This window comes from Variovorax sp. dw_308 (assembly GCF_019207085.1).
GTDB lineage: Bacteria > Pseudomonadota > Gammaproteobacteria > Burkholderiales > Burkholderiaceae_C > Variovorax.
This window is the reverse complement of sequence record NZ_JAATOM010000050.1, coordinates 1-16286: the sequence shown is the minus strand read 5'-3', so window position 1 is coordinate 16286 and position 16286 is coordinate 1. Positions and strand designations below refer to the sequence as shown.

Below are 16286 nucleotides of genomic sequence, written 5' to 3'. Positions count from 1 at the left end.
GGCCTGTTCGACTGCTCGCTACCCGCGTGGCCCGCTGGCGCGTGGCGCGACGCGCAGCAATGGCCGGTGCTGCTCGCCGGCCTGGCGATGCTGCCGATGATGGCGACGCTGCCGATGATGGTGGCCTGGTGCCGCACCGACGCGATGGCGCCGCAGGGCATGGTGGCGCTGCATTTCGCCGCGATGTTCCTGCCGGCACTGTTGCTTCGGCAATCGGTCGGCCGTTGGCCGGCGCGCGTCCTGGCGCTGGCGTGCACGCTGCTGCTGGCGGCGGGCGCAGTCGCGGCCGTCTGGGCGAGCGCGCCGTGGAACCTGCTCGGCGTCGCACTGGCGCATGGGAGCGCCTGGTCGCTCGCATGGACGGGACAGCTCTGGTCGCCGGACCGACGCAGCCGCCAGGGCACGTCGCCCTTGCGCCCCGCCATCGGCTACGCGGCGCTGACGATGGGCGTGGGCCTGGCCGTCGCGCAATGGGGGCCGGCCGGGCTGGCGCTCACACAGGCCGGCTTGGGGCTCGCGGCGGTGCTGGCGTGGATCGGCGTGGTGGCGTGTCGGGGGCATGTGCTCGTTCACAGGCCGTAATGCCTGGGCCGTTCGCCACGTCGCATCCCGGCACCCGGGCTCCCGCGTCAATGGGCGTTTGAACCTCGACCGGATCCGCTGCGGATCGCGGCACCGGCGGCATTGCGCGCGACCCGCGCCGGCATGGCCCGAAAGCGGCGCTGCCTCAGAAAGTGGAAGTCGCCCATTTCGCCGCCTTGCGAAATGAAGGGAAGGTGCTGAATTCCTTGCGCAGCCGTTCGCGCGCGGCCCGCCGCTGCGCGACGGACTCCAGCGCGGTGGCCACGGCCTGGGCGGTCCGGGCGTCGGCCGCCGGCTGTGCGCGCACCGTGCGGGCAATCTGAAACAGTTGATCGCCAGTCAGGCGCAGCGCACCGTCCGCCGGCCCCTCCAGGCGCTCGCGTGACGAATCCCCCAGACTCACAAGGCAACCACCAGGCGGATCAACAGTGGCGTGGCCACCGCCAGCACCAGCAGCATCATGTTGCGGCGCCATCCGGCCTTGCGCCGTTCGCGTTCCGCCGCAAGGTAGGACTCCCGGAAAGCCGCCAACTCCGTCGGGTCGGACTTATCTTTCCACCATTCGTGAGAACTGTGTGCTCTTTGTGACATGTAAGCGATTGTGCTTACATTCGGATCTGAAATCCAGCAAATTTCACATACGAAAGTTCACAAAAGTCACAAGCACGTGTCCGAACTGTCGCTTGGCGCCGATCAGCTCCAGCCGGCGTCCACGATGAAGTTCTGCGCGCTGCACATGCGCGAATCGTCCGCCGCCAGGAACAGCGCCATCGCGGCGATGTCGGTGCCCATCACGCGGCCCGGCAGGCATTGGGCGGCGTCGATCTCGGCGCCGGATTCGGGCTTGACCCAGAGCTTCAGCTGGCGCTCCGTCATCACCCAGCCCGGCACGATCGTGTTGACCCGGATGTTCTGCTTGCCGAGGTCGCGCGCGAGTGTCCGCGTGAGGCCTTGCGCCGCCGACTTGCAGGTGGCGTAGACCGAGAGGTCGGCGTTCTTGTTCATCCAGCTCACCGAACCCAGGTTGATGATGCTGCCCATGCCCAGTTGCGCCATGTCCGGCGCCACCGCCTGGGCCGCGAAGTACTGGTGCTTGAGGTTGACCGCCACCGTGCGGTCGAAGAACTCGGGCGTCACCTCGGCCACCTTGTGGCGGGTGTCGTTGGCGGCGTTGTTGACCAGCGCGCCAATCGGGCCGAAGCGCGCGCGCACGGCGGCGATGGCGGCACGCAGGGCCTCGATGTCGGTGATGTCGCAGTGTTGGTAGAACACCGTGCCGGCGCCGAGCTTCTGCGCCAGCGCCTCGCCCGACTTGTCGTCGATGTCGACGAAGCCGACGTTCGAGCCCTGCGCCGCGAAGGCCGCGACCACGTCGGCGCCAATGCCCGAGGCGCCTCCGGAGATGAAAACGGTACGGCCCTTCAGCGAGGGATAGATGGCATGGGACATCGCGACTCTTTCGGGAAATTAAGGAGGGAGGGAAGGGGAGACTGTAGCGGCGAAACGAGTTAGTTCGAGTGTCGATCAAAGTCCATTTCTTCGGGTCAACCCTGACTTTGCCCTGCGCGGATACCAGCGCAGCCATCGCTGCGCGCCCGGGTCTGGCTTGAAGCTTGCAAGCGAAACACGGCAAAAATATCGAGACTATTCGAGATGACCTACCAACTGCACTACTGGCCCACGATCCAGGGCCGTGGCGAATTCGTCCGGCTGGCGCTCGAGGCGAGCGGCGTCGACTACGTCGACGTGGCGCGCGAAAAGCCCGGGCGCGGCGGCGGCCAGACGGCCCTGGTGCGTCACCTGAAGGACCCGCACAATCCCTGGCCGCCTTTCGCGCCGCCTTTTCTCGTCCACGGCAGCGTCGTGATCGGCCAGACCGCCGCCATCCTGCTGTACCTCGGCCCGCGCCTGCACCTTGTCGGCGACACGGAACAGGAGCGGGTCTGGACCCACCAGATCCAGCTCACCATCGCGGACGCGGTGGCCGAGGCGCACGACACGCACCACCCGGTCGGCACCGGTCTCTACTACGAGGACCAGAAGCCCGAAGCCGCGCGCGTGGCCCAATCGTTCCGCGAGGAGCGCATCCCCAAGTTCCTGAACTGGTTCGAGCAGGTGCTGCGACGCAACCCCGTCGGCGACACGCACCTCGTCGGCGATACGCTGAGCTATGCGGACCTGTCGCTGTTCCAGTTGGTGGAAGGCTTGCGCTACGCCTTCCCGAAGGCCTCCGCCCGTGCACTGGCGGCGGCCCCGGCGGTGGTGAAGCTGCACGACAACGTGGCGCGGCGGCAGCGGGTGCAGGAGTACCTGAAAAGCCCGCGGCGGATTGCTTTCAACGAGGATGGGATCTTCAGGCGCTATCCGGAGCTGGATGAGTGAAATGAAACCCACCCCCGAATGCGCCTGCGGCGCTCCCCCTCAAGGGGGCGCACCCAGCGGCCCGGCAAAGCCGGTTCCGCGGGTGCCCACGAACAGGCGGTGCTCACCCTCGTTTCATGCGTGCCGTGAAACCGAATCAGGCCGTGCCGTTCAGTCCTCGCGCGAATCGCCCGCCCGCAGCTTCAGCGCCATCTCATAGAGCCCGTTGCGCGGCGCGCCGCTGATTTCCGCGGCGAGCTTCACCGCCGTCTTCACCGGCAACTCGGCCAGCAGCAGTCTCAGGACGCGCTCGCCGTCGCCGGCGCCGTCCGGCGTCTTCGCGGCAGGGTGCAGCACCAGGGCAAATTCGCCGCGCGTGCGTTGCGATCCCGCGGCCAGCCAGCCGGCCAGGTCCTGCGCGGGGACGGTCGCGATCTCCTCGAACTGCTTGGTCAACTCGCGACCCAATGTCACCCGTCGCGTCCCCAGCACGGCCAGTGCGCGCGCCATCGCCTCGATGCGATGCGGAGCTTCCAGCAGCAGCACCGCGCGCGGCTCCTGCGCGAGCCGCTGCACGGCCGCGTCGCGCTCGCCGGCCTTGGTCGGCAGGAAGCCGGCAAAGACGAAGGCGCTGCCGTCGTCCTCCGCGCCCACCAGGCCGGCCGCACTCAACAGCGTCGTGACGCTGCTCGCTCCCGGCAGAGGCAACACCCGGTGGCCGGCCTCGCGCACCGCGGCTGCAAGTCGCGCGCCGGGGTCGCTCACGCCGGGCGTGCCGGCGTCGCTCACATAGGCGATGCGTTCCCCTTGCGCCAGTCGCGCGATCACGCCGTGCGCCGCCTCGGCTTCGTTGTGCTGGTGCACGGCCAGCAGTCGCGCGCCCGGCCGGTCGATGCCATAGGCGCGCAGCATGCCCTGGGTGTGGCGCGTGTCCTCGCAGGCGATGGCATCGGCGATCTCCAGCACATGCAGGGCACGCAAGGTGATGTCGGCCAGGTTGCCGATCGGCGTCGCGACGACGTACAGCGTGCCTTGCGGATAATGCTGCGCACCCGCGGCATCGCGTGCCGCCTGGAGTGCGGCGCCGAACGAGGCGGGTATCAGGGAGCTCAAAGGTGTTTCTCCAGAACAAGCCATCAGGAAGAAGCGGTGCTGTGCGCACCGGCGTGACAACCAAGCAGCGCGGCGATGCCGGCGAGGACGCGGCGCTTGCGCATCTGCTCGAGGCGGGCCTCGTGTTTGTCGCGCGCAATTATCGGACCCCGGGTCGCGGCGGCGGCGAGATCGACCTGATCATGCGCGACCCGCGCGACCAGACGCTGGTGTTCGTCGAGGTGCGGCGGCGTGCGAGCGGCTCGCATGGCGGCGCCGGTGGCAGCATCACCGGCCTCAAGCAGCATCGCGTCATCCTCGCCGCGCGGCACTACCTGATGAAACTGCGCACCCTGCCGCCGTGCCGCTTTGACGTGGTGCTGGTCGAGGCCGGCCGCATCGAGTGGCTCCAGGGCGCATTCTCCTGAAGGTGTGAATATTTCTACTGCGGACGCCGATCTCGGGCCTGCGGTGCTCACCGTACAGGAGTACGGTTCCGCTCCGCGAACCGGCCTCCCGGCAGCGCCCTCGCTACGAAATCTGCACACCGTAAAGGCTGGCAAGGAACCACTGCGGCCATCGGCCTTCAATAGCCAAGTACATCGTTAACATCAGGACCATGCTCGAGCAACGCATCCAGCAGCACTTCATCGACAGCGCCGACCTCAAGTACCAGGCGGGCACTGTCCTCAGCAAGCCCATTTCCCAGGCAATGCAGGCGCTGCTTGCGTGCGTCACCAGCGGCGGCAAGATCCTCGCGTGCGGCGCCGGCGTGTCCGGCTTGCTGGCCGCGCAGTTCGCTGCGCAATTCGTGGGCCGCTTCGAACGCGACCGGCCGGAACTCGGCGCCATCGCGCTCGCCGGCGACAGCGCCGACCCGCTGGCCGATACGCCCCAGGCCGCCGACGCCGACCGCTTCGCGCGCCAGGTGCGCGCCCTGGGCCAGGCCGGCGACGTGCTGCTGGTGCTCAGCGCCAGCGGCCAATCGGCGGGGGTCCTGGCCGCGGTGGAGGCGGCGCATGCGCGCGACATGACTGTCGTGGCCTTGCTCGGCCTCGCGCCCGGCGGCGGACGCACAAGCAATGGCGGCGTCGTCGGACGCGCCTTGCGCGAGACCGATGTCCAGGTCTGCGTACCCCACGAACGCGCGGCGCGCATCCACGAAGTCCACCTGCTGGCCCTGCATTGCCTCTGCGATGGCGTGGACGCGCAACTGCTCGGCGAGCAGGAGAACGACGCATCGCAACTCCCGGCCTGAAGAAGCTGTGAATATTTCTACTGCGGCTACCGACCTCGCTGCGAAATCTTCACGCCTTCCTGGCATCGCTCGCATGAAAAACAGTGGGCTAAACTGACTGCGCGACCGCTGCTTGCACCCCAAAACGCACAGGAAAAACCGTCCATGAAGACCCGTTCCGCACAACGCCTGCTCATTGCCTTCACAGCGGTCGCCGCATTGGCCGCCAGCCTTCCGGGCTGCGTGCCGCTGGTGGTGGGCGGCGCGGCGGTGGCGGGTGCGGGCATGGTCGCGACGGACCGCCGCAGCTCGGGCGTGCAGGTCGATGACCAGGCCATCGAACTGCGCGGCGCCGCGCGCGTCAGCCAGATCGCCAACGACAACATGAACGTGACGGTGGTCAGCTACAACCGCCAGGTGCTGCTGGTCGGCACGGTCGGCAGCGAGGCCGACAAGCAGCGCGTGGGCAGCGAGATCCAGCGCATCGAGAACGTGCGCGCGGTGGTCAACGAAGTCGTGGTGGGCCCGGGCAGCAACCTGGCCGACCGCTCGAACGACACCTACCTCACCGGCAAGGTCAAGGCCTCCCTGCTCGATGCCAAGGACATCTTTGCCAACTCATTCAAGGTCGTGACCGAGCGCAGCGTGGTCTACATCATGGGCATCGCCACGCGCCGCGAGGCCGACCGCGCCAGCGACATCGCGCGCGGCGTCTCGGGCGTCTCGAAGGTGGTGCGTGTGCTCGATATCGTCACCGATGCCGAGCTGGCCAATATGCAGCGCACGGGTAGCGCTGCCGCGCCCGCCGCGCCGGCGCAGGCGCCGGTGCAGGACGCGGGGGCGGGGACTTCTGCGTCGTCGTCACGCGTGCCGCTGCCGCCAATGGCGCCGCTGCCGCCGGCGAACGGCGCGCCGCCCGCGAACAATGGCGTGGTGACCTCGCCGGTTCGCTGATACGACTTCGCAATCAAACGCATCACTGCGCTGGATTGCCTTGCTACAGCACTGTCTGCGGCGCTCCGCCTTGTCCTGCGCTCGATTGCAAAGTCGCAAGAGCCGCCTTTACTTCAATCGCGTGATCAGGCTTGAGGTGTCCCAGCGTCGGCCTCCGGCCTGCTGCACATCTGCGTAGAACTGGTCGACCAGCGCCGTCACCGGCAGGCGCGCACCGTTGCGCTTGGCCTCGTCGAGCACCAGGCCCAGGTCCTTGCGCATCCAGTCGACCGCGAAGCCGTAGTCGAACTTGCCGTCGATCATGGTCTTGCCGCGGTTGTCCATCTGCCAGCTCTGCGCCGCGCCCTTGCCGATGACCGCGAGCACCGCCTCCATGTCCAGGCCCGCGCGCTGGCCGAAGGCGATGGCCTCGCTCAAACCCTGCACCAGCCCGGCGATGCAGATCTGGTTGACCATCTTGGCCAGTTGGCCCGCGCCGCTGTCGCCCAGCAAGGTGACGGCGCGTGCGAAGTGCGCAATCGCCGGCTTGACCTGCTCGAAAGCGGCCGCGTCGCCGCCGCACATCACGGTGAGCCCACCGTTCTGGGCGCCGGCCTGGCCGCCCGACACCGGGGCATCGATGAACTGCAGGCCCGCGGCCAGCGCCGACCTGGAAAGCTCGCGCGCCACGTCGGCCGACGCGGTGGTGTGGTCTACGAACACTGCGCCCTTCGTCATGCCTGCGAACGCGCCGTCGTCGCCGAGCACGACGGAACGCAAGTCGTCGTCATTGCCGACGCAGCAGAACACGATGTCGGCTCCCGCAGCGGCTTCGCGCGGCGTGGTGGCATGGGCCAGCGTGCCCGGCGCCTTGGCCTCTGTGAGTTGCGCAACCCAGTCGGCTGATTTGGCGGCGGTTCGGTTGTAGACGGTGACGCTGTGACCCGCGAGGGCAAGATGCCCTGCCATCGGATAGCCCATCACGCCGAGGCCAAGGAAGGCGAGCTTGCGTGGGGGAATGGCGTCGTAGGTCCTGGAGGAGATGAGGGAAGTCATCCGGCGAGCTTATCAACGCCGCGTGTCATGTCAGCCGCCTTGTGGGAACTACACGAATGCGGGATCGGGCTTGACCGTACGCGAAGGACGCGAAGGACGCAAAGAAACGCGAAGGACGCAAAGAAGGCAAGGAAGCCAAAGAAGCCAAGGCTCACAATGAAAGCCTTTGGTCTTCTTTCGCGTCCTTCGCGTAACCTTCGCGTCCTCTGCGTACGGCCAAGTCCGCTTTTGGCTGCGACCGAACAGGCACAAGCCTCAGACGATCGCGAAGTGCTCCGTGCCGGCCGACAGGTCCGTGGTCCGCGCACGCTGGCTGTTGAGCTTGATCTGCAGCCGCAGATCGTTCTGCGAGTCGGCGTTGCGCAGCGCGTCTTCCAGCGAGATCGCGTTGTATTCGAACAGGTCGTACAGCGCCTGGTCGAAGGTCTGCATGCCGAGGTTGCGGCTCTTCCTCATGATCTCCTTGATCTCGCCGACTTCGCCCTTGAAGATCATGTCGGAGATCAGCGGCGTGTTCAGCAGGATCTCCACCGCCGCGACGCGGCCGCGCCCGTCTTCGGTCGGGATCAGGCGTTGCGACACCAGCGAGCGCAGGTTCAGCGACAGGTCCATCAGCAACTGCGCGCGGCGCTCCTCGGGGAAGAAGTTGATGATGCGGTCCAGCGCCTGGTTGGCGCTGTTGGCATGCAGCGTGGCCAGGCACAGGTGGCCGGTCTCGGCGAAGGCGATGGCATGGTCCATCGTCTCGCGGTCGCGGATCTCGCCCATCAGGATCACGTCCGGCGCCTGGCGCAGCGTGTTCTTGAGCGCCGCTTCCCAACTGTCGGTGTCGATGCCCACTTCGCGTTGCGTCACCACGCAGTTCTTGTGCGGATGCACGAACTCGATCGGGTCTTCCACCGTCACGATGTGGCCCTGCGAATTCTCGTTGCGCCAGTCGACGATGGCGGCCAGCGTGGTCGACTTGCCGGAGCCCGTCGCGCCCACCAGGATGGTCAGGCCGCGCTTGCTCATCGCCACGTCCTTCAGGATCTGCGGCATGCCCAGGCCGTCGATGGTCGGCAGCTTCTGCGGGATGGTCCGCATCACCATGCCGACCTTGCCCTGCTGCACGAAGGCGTTCACGCGGAAGCGTCCGATCGAGGTCGGCGAGATCGCGAAATTGCACTCCTTGGTGCGCTCGAACTCGGCCGTCTGCCGGTCGTTCATGATCGAGCGCACCAAGGCCAGCGTGTGCTGCGCACCGAGCGCCTGCCCCGAGACCTTGATCACCTTGCCGTCGACCTTGATCGCCGGCGGAAAGTCCGCAGTGATGAACAAGTCGCTGCCGTTGCGGCTCACCATGAGCTTGAGCAGGTCGTTGATGAACTGGCTGGCTTGATCGCGTTCCATGATGAACTCCTGTTGTCGCTTAGTTGCTCACGCTGATGTCGAAGATGCCGAAGTCCAGAATGCAAGCCATCCCCTTCCAGGGACACCGCGGAACCGGCTTTGCCGGGCCGCTGGTGTCGCCCCCGGTGAGGGGGTGAGAGTGGCGCACGCAGTGCGCAACGACCTGGGGGAGAGCCATGGTCAGCCGGGGAAATTCTCGGGAATCTTGGCCTTGCCGCGCGCTTCTGCCGCGGAAATAACACTGCGGCGAACAAGGTCGGTGAGGTTCTGGTCCAGCGTCTGCATGCCCTGGCCCTGGCCGGTCTGGATCGAGGAATACATCTGCGCGACCTTGCCTTCGCGGATCAGGTTCCGGATGGCGGGCGTGCCCAGCATGATCTCGTGTGCCGCGACGCGGCCCTGGCCGTCCTTGGTCTTGCACAGCGTCTGCGAGATCACGGCCTGCAAGGACTCCGAGAGCATCGCGCGGATCATGTCCTTCTCTTCGCCGGGGAACACGTCGATGATCCGGTCGATGGTCTTGGCCGCGGAGGACGTGTGCAGCGTGCCGAACACCAGATGGCCCGTTTCAGCCGCCGTCATGGCCAGGCGGATCGTTTCCAGGTCGCGCATTTCACCGACCAGGATCGCGTCCGGGTCTTCGCGCAGCGCCGAGCGCAGGGCGGCGGCGAAACTCAGCGTCATCGGGCCGACTTCGCGCTGGTTGATCAGGCACTTCTTCGACTCGTGCACGAACTCGATCGGATCTTCCACCGTGAGGATGTGGCCGTACTCGGTTTCGTTGAGGTAGTTGACCATCGCCGCCAGCGTGGTCGACTTGCCGGAGCCGGTCGGCCCCGTCACCAGCACCAGGCCGCGCGGGCGCAGGGCCAGGTCGGCGAAGATCTTCGGCGCGTTGAGTTGCTCCAGCGACAGGATCTTCGAGGGAATGGTCCGGAACACCGCTGCCGCGCCGCGCGACTGGTTGAAGGCATTGACGCGGAAGCGGGCCAGGCCTTCGATCTCGAACGAGAAGTCGACTTCCAGGAACTCTTCGTAGTGCTTGCGGTGGGTGTCGCTCATGATGTCATACACCATCGCATGCACCTGCTTGTGGTCGAGCGCGTCGACATTGATGCGCCGCACATCGCCGTGCACCCGGATCATCGGGGGCAGCCCCGAGGAAAGGTGCAGGTCCGAGGCCTTGTTCTTGACGCTGAACGCCAGCAATTGGGTAATGTCCACGAGGCTCCTCAATCAGCAGTGACGCGCCGGCCGAAATCCGTCCGGTGACGTTTTGATACGATTTTTGACGATTATGACGATGATTGCGAACAAGCTCCAGCAAGTTCAGGCGCGGATTGTGACGGCCTGCACAGCGGCTGGGCGAGATCCTGCAAGCGTGCGCCTGCTTGCAGTGTCGAAAACGTTTCCGGCCGAGGCGTTGCGGGAGGCCCGCGCAGCAGGCCAGCGCGCCTTTGGCGAGAACTACGTGCAGGAGGGCCTGGCCAAGATCGAGATGCTCGCCGATCTGCGCGGCGAAATCGAATGGCACTGTATCGGCCCGTTGCAGAGCAACAAGACGCGGCCCGTGGCCGGGCAATTCGACTGGGTGCACAGCATCGACCGGCTGAAGATCGCCGAGCGGCTGAGCGAGCAGCGGCCGGCCGGACTGGCGCCATTGCAGGTCTGCCTGCAGGTGAACGTGGATGGCGGGGCGAACAAGTCGGGCGTGGCGGCGGATGAGGCGCTGGCATTGGCGCGGGCCGTTGCGGCGCTGCCACGGCTCCGGCTCCGGGGTTTGATGGCGATTCCGGAGCCGGCGGCGGATTTCGAGGCGCAGCGGGCGTTATTCCTGCGAGCGGCTGCCGTCTATGAGCAGATCCGGGCCGACGGCATCGCGCTCGACGTGCTGTCGATGGGGATGTCGGCGGACCTTGAAGCCGCGGTTGCGGCGGGGAGCACGATGGTGCGGATCGGGACGGCGATATTTGGCGGGCGGGGCTGAGGGACGCCACGGGCTGCGGCGCAACGCACTTCGAAGATTTGCAACCGGCGGGTCAGGCCGGGTCGAGGGTGAAGACCTCGTGCACCCGAAGCTTCAGGACGTCGGCGACTTGCTGCAATCGCTCGGTCGAAGCACTCAGGTATTGCGTTGCTTCGTAGCGCTGCACCTGCTGTTCGGCAATATCCAGTCGCTCAGCAAGCTCCTTTTGCGTCAGGTTGCGCACGATGCGTGCCTTGATCAGCGCGCCGCCTATCCCGACGATGGACTCGGCCTCGAGTGAAGTCACGCTCCCTTGGCGCAAGGCGTCGTATTCGGCCAGTTCCTCTTCCAGGTCATCAAGCTGGCTACGCACACCATCCCGCATCGCCTTTGCCGCCTTTGGATGCAGCCCCCCCGCATCGGGTGCTGCGAGAGCCTGGCGAAATCGGTCGGCCGCGCTCTGGGCAATCATGTACTGGCGTTGGTTGGTGATCATGGCAGGTCCTTCAAATCGATGACTACGATGCCTTTTCGTCGGCCCTCGCGGTCGGTCTGGAAGAAATCGCGAAACAAAGTCCCTTGCGGGTCGGCGCCACTGTCGGCGACGAAGAATTCGCCCATGAAAGCGGCTTTTTGCGTGGCGCGGCCCCGGTCGAATGTCAGCAGTCGCTCGTCGATCAGGTCAAAGTCCACGCCGTCTGCATCCCAGCAGGCGTCAAAGTCACCAGGCACCTCTTTCGAAGTGACAAAACTGCCGTCGATGAAGACGCGCTTGCAACCCGCTGCCTTCAACAGACGCAACGCATCCAGCATTCCGGCGAGCAGTTTGAGTCGCCACGGGGTGATGCCATAGCGGGCGAGCATCTCCTGCCAGGTGGCAGTGTGCTCGCCTGCGGGAAGGTTCCCAGTGGTGGAGTCGAATGGGGGAATCACAACACAACTTTATCATTGTGTTTATGCATGCGCAAGCAGGCAAGGCTCCGTAGGCCTCAGCCCTTCGAAGATCGAGTCGATCACCTGCAAGGCGCGGCCTTCCATCGGGATTCCCCTTACCTCTTTCGCATAACACCCGCTGCATCCACGCATAAGCGTGGCGCTTCACGGGCGACAGGGCTATCGTCCAGCCCATCCATCCACCCAAGGCAACCAAGGCTTCGTCATGAGCGAAAAACTTTCCTTCGTCAATCCCACTCCCAACAGCCCCTGGGGCACCTATCTCCAGCAAGTCGACCGCGTGATTCCGTATCTCGGCGACCTCGCGCGCTGGTCGGAGACGCTCAAGCGCCCCAAGCGCGCGCTGATCGTCGACGTGCCGATCGAGATGGATGACGGCAGCGTCGCGCACTTCGAGGGTTACCGGGTGCAGCACAACATGTCGCGCGGACCGGGCAAGGGCGGCGTGCGCTTCCACCCCGACGTGACGCTGGAAGAAGTGATGGCCCTGTCGGCCTGGATGACGGTCAAGACCGCCGCGGTGAACCTGCCCTACGGCGGCGCCAAGGGCGGTATCCGCGTCGACCCGAAGACGCTGTCGCTGAAGGAACTGGAAAAGGTCACGCGCCGCTACACCAGCGAGATCGGCATCATCATCGGCCCGCACACCGACATCCCCGCGCCCGACGTCAACACCAACGGCCAGATCATGGCCTGGATGATGGACACCTATTCGATGAACGTCGGCGGCACGGCCACCGGCGTGGTCACGGGCAAGCCGCTGCACCTGGGCGGGTCGCTCGGCCGTGTCAAGGCGACGGGACGTGGCGTGTTCGTCACCGGCCGGGAGGCGGCGCGCCGGCTCGGGCTCGACCTGCGCGGCGCGCGCATCGCGGTGCAGGGCTTCGGCAACGTGGGCTCGGTGGCGGCGGAACTGTTTGCCGAGGCGGGCGCGAAGATCGTCGCGGTGCAGGACCACACTGGCACCATCGTCAACGAGAACGGACTCGACCTGTCCAAGCTGATCCCGATCGCCCGCACGGTGGCCGGCGCGGTGAGCTTCAAGGGCGGCGACGTGGTGCCCAACGACAAGTTCTGGGACGTGGCCTGCGACATCCTCATCCCCGCCGCGCTGGAAGGCCAGATCACCGCCGAGCGCGCGAAGAAGACCACGGCCAAGCTGGTGCTCGAAGGCGCCAACGGCCCGACCGTGCCGGAAGCCGACGACATCCTGGCCGAGCGCGGCGTGCTGGTGGTGCCCGACGTGATCTGCAACGCCGGCGGCGTGACGGTGTCGTACTTCGAATGGGTGCAGGACTTCTCGTCCTTCTTCTGGGACGAGGACGAGATCAACGTGCGGCTCGACCGCATCATGATGAACGCGCTCAACCACATCTGGGACACGGCCGACAAGCACAAGATCACGCTGCGCACCGCCACCTATGCCGTGGCTTGCGAACGCATCCTGATGGCGCGGCAGGAGCGCGGCCTGTACCCGTGACGCCTTGAGTTGATACGGCCCGGGTGCCGGGTTCCCCACGGCGATGGCGCGACAGCGTCGTGCATTCGCCGCACCGGCGGCGGTATGACTTGTACGCAGGCGCCGGCTGGACGAGGATGTCGTTCTTCATAACGACTCCAACATCGAAGGGGATCCCAAGGTGCAAACTACCGTCAGTCTCTGGCCGCTCATCGGCGTGGCCGTCATCATCGCGGGCTTCGCCCTGCGCTTCAACCCGATGCTGGTGGTGGTCGTCACCGCCATCGTCACCGCCTTTGCCGCGGGCTTTCCGGTGGAGAAGGTGCTGGCCGAGATCGGCACCGGCTTCATCAAGACGCGCAACCTGCCGCTGATCATCCTGCTGCCGCTGGCGGTGATCGGGCTGCTGGAGCGGCATGGCCTGCGTCAGCATGCGCAGAACTGGATCAGCCGCATCAAGTCGGCGACCACCGGGCGCCTGCTCATCGTGTACCTGGCCGCGCGCGAACTCACGGCCGCGGTCGGCCTGACCAGCCTGGGCGGCCATCCGCAGATGGTGCGGCCGCTGATCGCGCCGATGGCAGAGGGTGCCGCCGAAGCGCGCTACGGCAGCCTGCCCGATCGCATCCGCTACAAGCTGCGCGCCTTTGCCGCGGCGACCGACAACGTCGGCCTGTTCTTCGGCGAGGACATCTTCGTGGCCTTCGGCGCCATCGTGCTGATGTCGACCTTCCTGCACGAGGCTGGCATCGACGTCGAGCCGCTGCACATCGCGCTGTGGGGCATTCCGACGGCGATCTCGGCCTTCATCATCCACGCGTGGCGCCTGCGCCGGCTCGACAAGGCGTTGCACAAGGAACTGGCCAACGGCGCGCTCGCCGAAGAGGCCGCGCGCGATGAAGCCGCGAGGGCCGCATCGTGATCCTCTCGATCGACTACCTCTACTACCTGGTCGGCGCGATCCTGTTGCTGACCGCAGGGATGACGCTGGCCGACAGCCACCATCCCAAGCGCTTCACCAGTGCGCTGTTCTGGGCGCTCTATGCCCTGGTCTTCCTGGTCGGCGACCTGATCCCGCCGGTCTGGATGGGCGCGGGCGTGGTGCTGATGGCATTGATCGCCGGCTTTGGCGGCGTCGGCCACGGCAAGCACCATGCGTTGCCCGAGAAGGAAGCCAAGGCCAGCGCCGCGCGGCTGGGCCACAAGCTGTTCATCCCGGCGCTGGCGATTCCGGTGGTCACGGTCATCGGCACGGTGCTGATGAGCAAGGTGAAGATCGGCGACGCCTTCCTGCTCGACCCGAAGAACACCACGCTGGTCAGCCTGGGCGTCGGCTGCATCGTGGCGCTCATCCTCGCATGCTGGCTCACGCGTGACACGCCGGCGCAGGCGATGCGCGAATCGCGCCGCCTCACCGATGCGCTCGGCTGGGCCGTGGTGCTGCCGCAGATGCTGGGCATGCTCGGCCTGGTGTTCTCGGACGCGGGCGTCGGCAAGGCGGTGGCGTACGTCACCACGGCCTACATCAACATGGACATGCGCCTGGTCGCGGTGGTCGTCTACGTGGTGGGCATGGCGCTCTTCACCATCATCATGGGCAACGGCTTCGCGGCGTTCCCGGTGATGACGGGCGGCGTCGGCGTGCCGGTGCTGGTGGGCATCCACCACGGCGACCCGGCGGTGATGGCGGCCATCGGCATGTTCTCCGGTTACTGCGGCACGTTGATGACGCCGATGGCGGCCAACTTCAACATCGTGCCGGCCGCACTGCTGGAGCTGCCCGACAAGAACGCGGTGATCAAGGTGCAGATACCCACCGCGGCCGCGCTGTTGCTGGTCAACATCTTCCTGTTGTACTTCCTGATGTTCAGGTGATCGCATGATGCAGGTTCCAGCCACGGCGCTCGAGCGCGTCGAATCCTTGCTTGCATCGGGCCGCCGCAGGCTGCTGGGGTTGGTCGGTGCGCCGGGCTCCGGCAAGTCGACCTTCGCAGCCGCGTTGCAGGCCGCGTTCGGCGAGCGTGCGCAGGTGGTGCCGATGGACGGCTTCCACCTGGCCAACGTCGAGCTGACGCGACTTGGTCGCGCCGAGCGCAAGGGTGCGCCGGACACCTTCGACCAGGCCGGCTACGGCACGTTGCTGGAGCGGCTGCGCTCGCAGGACGACGACGAGATCGTCTACGCGCCCGAATTCCGGCGCGAGATCGAGGAGCCTGTCGCCGGGGCCATCGCGGTATTGCCGCAGACGCAGTTGATCATCAGCGAAGGCAACTACCTGCTGCATTGGCACACCATCGCGCCGCTGTTCGACGAGGTCTGGTACATCGACGTGGATGAAGCGCTCCGGCATGAGCGGCTGGTGCGGCGGCACGAGCAATTCGGTCGCAGCCCCGAGGCCGCCCGCGCATGGGTGGCCGCCACGGACGAGCCGAACGCACGGCTCATCGAGGCCAGGCGCGTGCGGGCCCATCATGTCGTGCATCTGGGCGCTTGAGGGACCATGCGATTTCCGTTGGCAGTGTGAACAGGTCCTGGACCGGGGAACGCTTGCCTGCCGCGCGTGCTCGAAGTTGGGCCGGCAATGTGCCGGGTAGCATCCCACTCCCATGACGTCCAAGTGTTCCCGCCCCGTTGAATCTGTTTCGAGTGCCCGCTGGTGGGCGATCGGTGCCGCGCTGGCGGCCCTGGCATTGGCAGGGTGCACCACGTTTTCGGCGCGGCGCATCTCCTATGACACCGAGGAGTTCGACTCCACCACCACGCATACACGTACCTTTGCGGCGACTTCCGCGCAGACCTGCGAGGCGGCGCGCCGTGCGCTGCTGAGCCAGGGCTACCTGATCACCGGCGCCAACGCCGACCTGGTGACCGGCCGCAAGAACTTCCAGCCGGCCAATGAAGTGCACCTGGAGGTCGAGGTGCGCGTGGTCTGCGCCAGGGAGGCGCAGCCGGCCAAGGGCAAGGCCAGGCGCGAAAGCACCCTGGCCTTCGTCAGTGCACTGCAGGACCGCTACAGCCTGAAGAAGACCAACAACTCCGCGAGCGTCGGCGTCGGCGTGCTGGGGTCGCTGTCGGTGCCCATTTCCGCGAGTGACGATGCCATGGTCAAGGTGGCCAGCGAGACAGTGACGGACGCCCGCTTCTATGACCGCTTCTTCGTGCTGCTGGACCAGTACCTGGCAGCGGACGTCGAGACGCAGGCGGATGATCCGCCGCCGGTGGCCGCGGCTGCGGGCCCAGCGGCGCCGACGACC

The 16286-nt window shown here is 66.5% G+C and carries 20 protein-coding genes; 11 read left to right on the top strand and 9 right to left on the bottom strand.

The genetic code is table 11. The annotated features are described in order from the left end of the window. On the top strand, positions 1 to 582 hold a 582-nt coding region (locus tag HCU76_RS35670), incomplete at its 5' end, for a hypothetical protein (RefSeq protein WP_213959830.1). Between the two features lie 145 nt (positions 583 to 727). On the opposite strand, the gene HCU76_RS35665 is transcribed toward HCU76_RS35670, so the two are convergent. From HCU76_RS35665 to HCU76_RS35655, 3 genes are all read right to left on the bottom strand, one after another. Next, complete coding sequence (locus HCU76_RS35665; RefSeq protein ID WP_213959831.1) at positions 728 to 985, bottom strand: hypothetical protein; 258 nt, start codon at positions 983 to 985, stop codon at positions 728 to 730. Continuing rightward, positions 982 to 1173 carry a hypothetical protein gene (locus HCU76_RS35660; RefSeq protein WP_213959832.1) on the bottom strand — a complete coding sequence of 64 codons (192 nt, stop codon included), beginning with the start codon at positions 1171 to 1173 and terminating at the stop codon, positions 982 to 984. The genes HCU76_RS35665 and HCU76_RS35660 overlap by 4 nt, the downstream gene beginning before the upstream one ends. Positions 1174 to 1275: 102 nt before the next feature. Continuing rightward, the gene (locus HCU76_RS35655) at positions 1276 to 2031 is read right to left on the bottom strand and encodes an SDR family NAD(P)-dependent oxidoreductase (RefSeq protein WP_213959833.1); all 756 of its coding nucleotides are present in this window, start codon (positions 2029 to 2031) and stop codon (positions 1276 to 1278) included. A 204-nt stretch (positions 2032 to 2235) separates the two neighbouring features. Between HCU76_RS35655 and HCU76_RS35650 the strand changes: the two genes are divergently transcribed. Continuing rightward, the gene (locus HCU76_RS35650; protein ID WP_213959834.1) at positions 2236 to 2964 is read left to right on the top strand and encodes a glutathione S-transferase; all 729 of its coding nucleotides are present in this window, start codon (positions 2236 to 2238) and stop codon (positions 2962 to 2964) included. A gap of 150 nt (positions 2965 to 3114) precedes the next feature. Here HCU76_RS35650 and rsmI read toward each other — a convergent pair whose 3' ends face one another. Then, a complete protein-coding gene (gene rsmI / locus HCU76_RS35645; protein WP_256354733.1) occupies positions 3115 to 4056 on the bottom strand; it encodes a 16S rRNA (cytidine(1402)-2'-O)-methyltransferase in 942 nt (313 codons plus the stop codon). A 2-nt stretch (positions 4057 to 4058) separates the two neighbouring features. Between rsmI and HCU76_RS35640 the strand changes: the two genes are divergently transcribed. From HCU76_RS35640 to HCU76_RS35630, 3 genes are all read left to right on the top strand, one after another. Further along, positions 4059 to 4463, top strand: coding sequence for a YraN family protein (locus tag HCU76_RS35640; protein WP_371319962.1), 405 nt, complete (start codon positions 4059 to 4061; stop codon positions 4461 to 4463). A gap of 191 nt (positions 4464 to 4654) precedes the next feature. Next, positions 4655 to 5293 (top strand): SIS domain-containing protein, encoded by a 639-nt coding sequence (locus HCU76_RS35635; protein ID WP_213959837.1) that lies wholly within the window; start codon positions 4655 to 4657, stop codon positions 5291 to 5293. A 144-nt stretch (positions 5294 to 5437) separates the two neighbouring features. Further along, complete coding sequence (locus tag HCU76_RS35630) at positions 5438 to 6226, top strand: BON domain-containing protein (protein ID WP_213959838.1); 789 nt, start codon at positions 5438 to 5440, stop codon at positions 6224 to 6226. A 108-nt stretch (positions 6227 to 6334) separates the two neighbouring features. On the opposite strand, the gene HCU76_RS35625 is transcribed toward HCU76_RS35630, so the two are convergent. The 3 genes from HCU76_RS35625 to HCU76_RS35615 form a co-directional block, all read right to left on the bottom strand. Next, a complete protein-coding gene (locus HCU76_RS35625) occupies positions 6335 to 7261 on the bottom strand; it encodes an NAD(P)-dependent oxidoreductase (protein ID WP_218511973.1) in 927 nt (308 codons plus the stop codon). Between the two features lie 255 nt (positions 7262 to 7516). Continuing rightward, positions 7517 to 8653: a PilT/PilU family type 4a pilus ATPase gene (locus HCU76_RS35620; protein WP_218511972.1), complete on the bottom strand. Its 1137-nt coding sequence runs from the start codon at positions 8651 to 8653 to the stop codon at positions 7517 to 7519. A gap of 180 nt (positions 8654 to 8833) precedes the next feature. Beyond that, positions 8834 to 9877, bottom strand: coding sequence for a type IV pilus twitching motility protein PilT (locus HCU76_RS35615; protein WP_213959841.1), 1044 nt, complete (start codon positions 9875 to 9877; stop codon positions 8834 to 8836). A 73-nt stretch (positions 9878 to 9950) separates the two neighbouring features. Between HCU76_RS35615 and HCU76_RS35610 the strand changes: the two genes are divergently transcribed. Then, positions 9951 to 10640, top strand: a complete 690-nt coding sequence (locus tag HCU76_RS35610) for a YggS family pyridoxal phosphate-dependent enzyme (RefSeq protein ID WP_213959842.1) — start codon at positions 9951 to 9953, stop codon at positions 10638 to 10640. A 52-nt stretch (positions 10641 to 10692) separates the two neighbouring features. Here HCU76_RS35610 and HCU76_RS35605 read toward each other — a convergent pair whose 3' ends face one another. Further along, a complete protein-coding gene (locus HCU76_RS35605) occupies positions 10693 to 11115 on the bottom strand; it encodes a helix-turn-helix transcriptional regulator (protein ID WP_213959843.1) in 423 nt (140 codons plus the stop codon). Then, positions 11112 to 11552, bottom strand: a complete 441-nt coding sequence (locus HCU76_RS35600) for a hypothetical protein (RefSeq protein WP_371319961.1) — start codon at positions 11550 to 11552, stop codon at positions 11112 to 11114. Before HCU76_RS35600 ends, HCU76_RS35605 begins: the two co-directional genes overlap by 4 nt. Positions 11553 to 11778: 226 nt before the next feature. On the opposite strand from HCU76_RS35600, the gene HCU76_RS35595 reads away from it, so the two are divergent. The 5 genes from HCU76_RS35595 to HCU76_RS35575 form a co-directional block, all read left to right on the top strand. Next, positions 11779 to 13053: a Glu/Leu/Phe/Val dehydrogenase gene (locus HCU76_RS35595; protein WP_213959845.1), complete on the top strand. Its 1275-nt coding sequence runs from the start codon at positions 11779 to 11781 to the stop codon at positions 13051 to 13053. 160 nt (positions 13054 to 13213) lie between these two features. Then, a complete protein-coding gene (locus HCU76_RS35590) occupies positions 13214 to 13954 on the top strand; it encodes a DUF969 domain-containing protein (RefSeq protein ID WP_213959846.1) in 741 nt (246 codons plus the stop codon). Then, positions 13951 to 14907: a DUF979 domain-containing protein gene (locus HCU76_RS35585; protein ID WP_213959847.1), complete on the top strand. Its 957-nt coding sequence runs from the start codon at positions 13951 to 13953 to the stop codon at positions 14905 to 14907. Before HCU76_RS35590 ends, HCU76_RS35585 begins: the two co-directional genes overlap by 4 nt. Positions 14908 to 14911: 4 nt before the next feature. Next, positions 14912 to 15526 (top strand): nucleoside/nucleotide kinase family protein, encoded by a 615-nt coding sequence (locus tag HCU76_RS35580; RefSeq protein ID WP_213959848.1) that lies wholly within the window; start codon positions 14912 to 14914, stop codon positions 15524 to 15526. Positions 15527 to 15638: 112 nt separating this feature from the next. Next, the coding region (locus tag HCU76_RS35575) for a DUF2242 domain-containing protein (RefSeq protein WP_218511971.1) at positions 15639 to 16286 on the top strand (648 nt) is incomplete at its 3' end.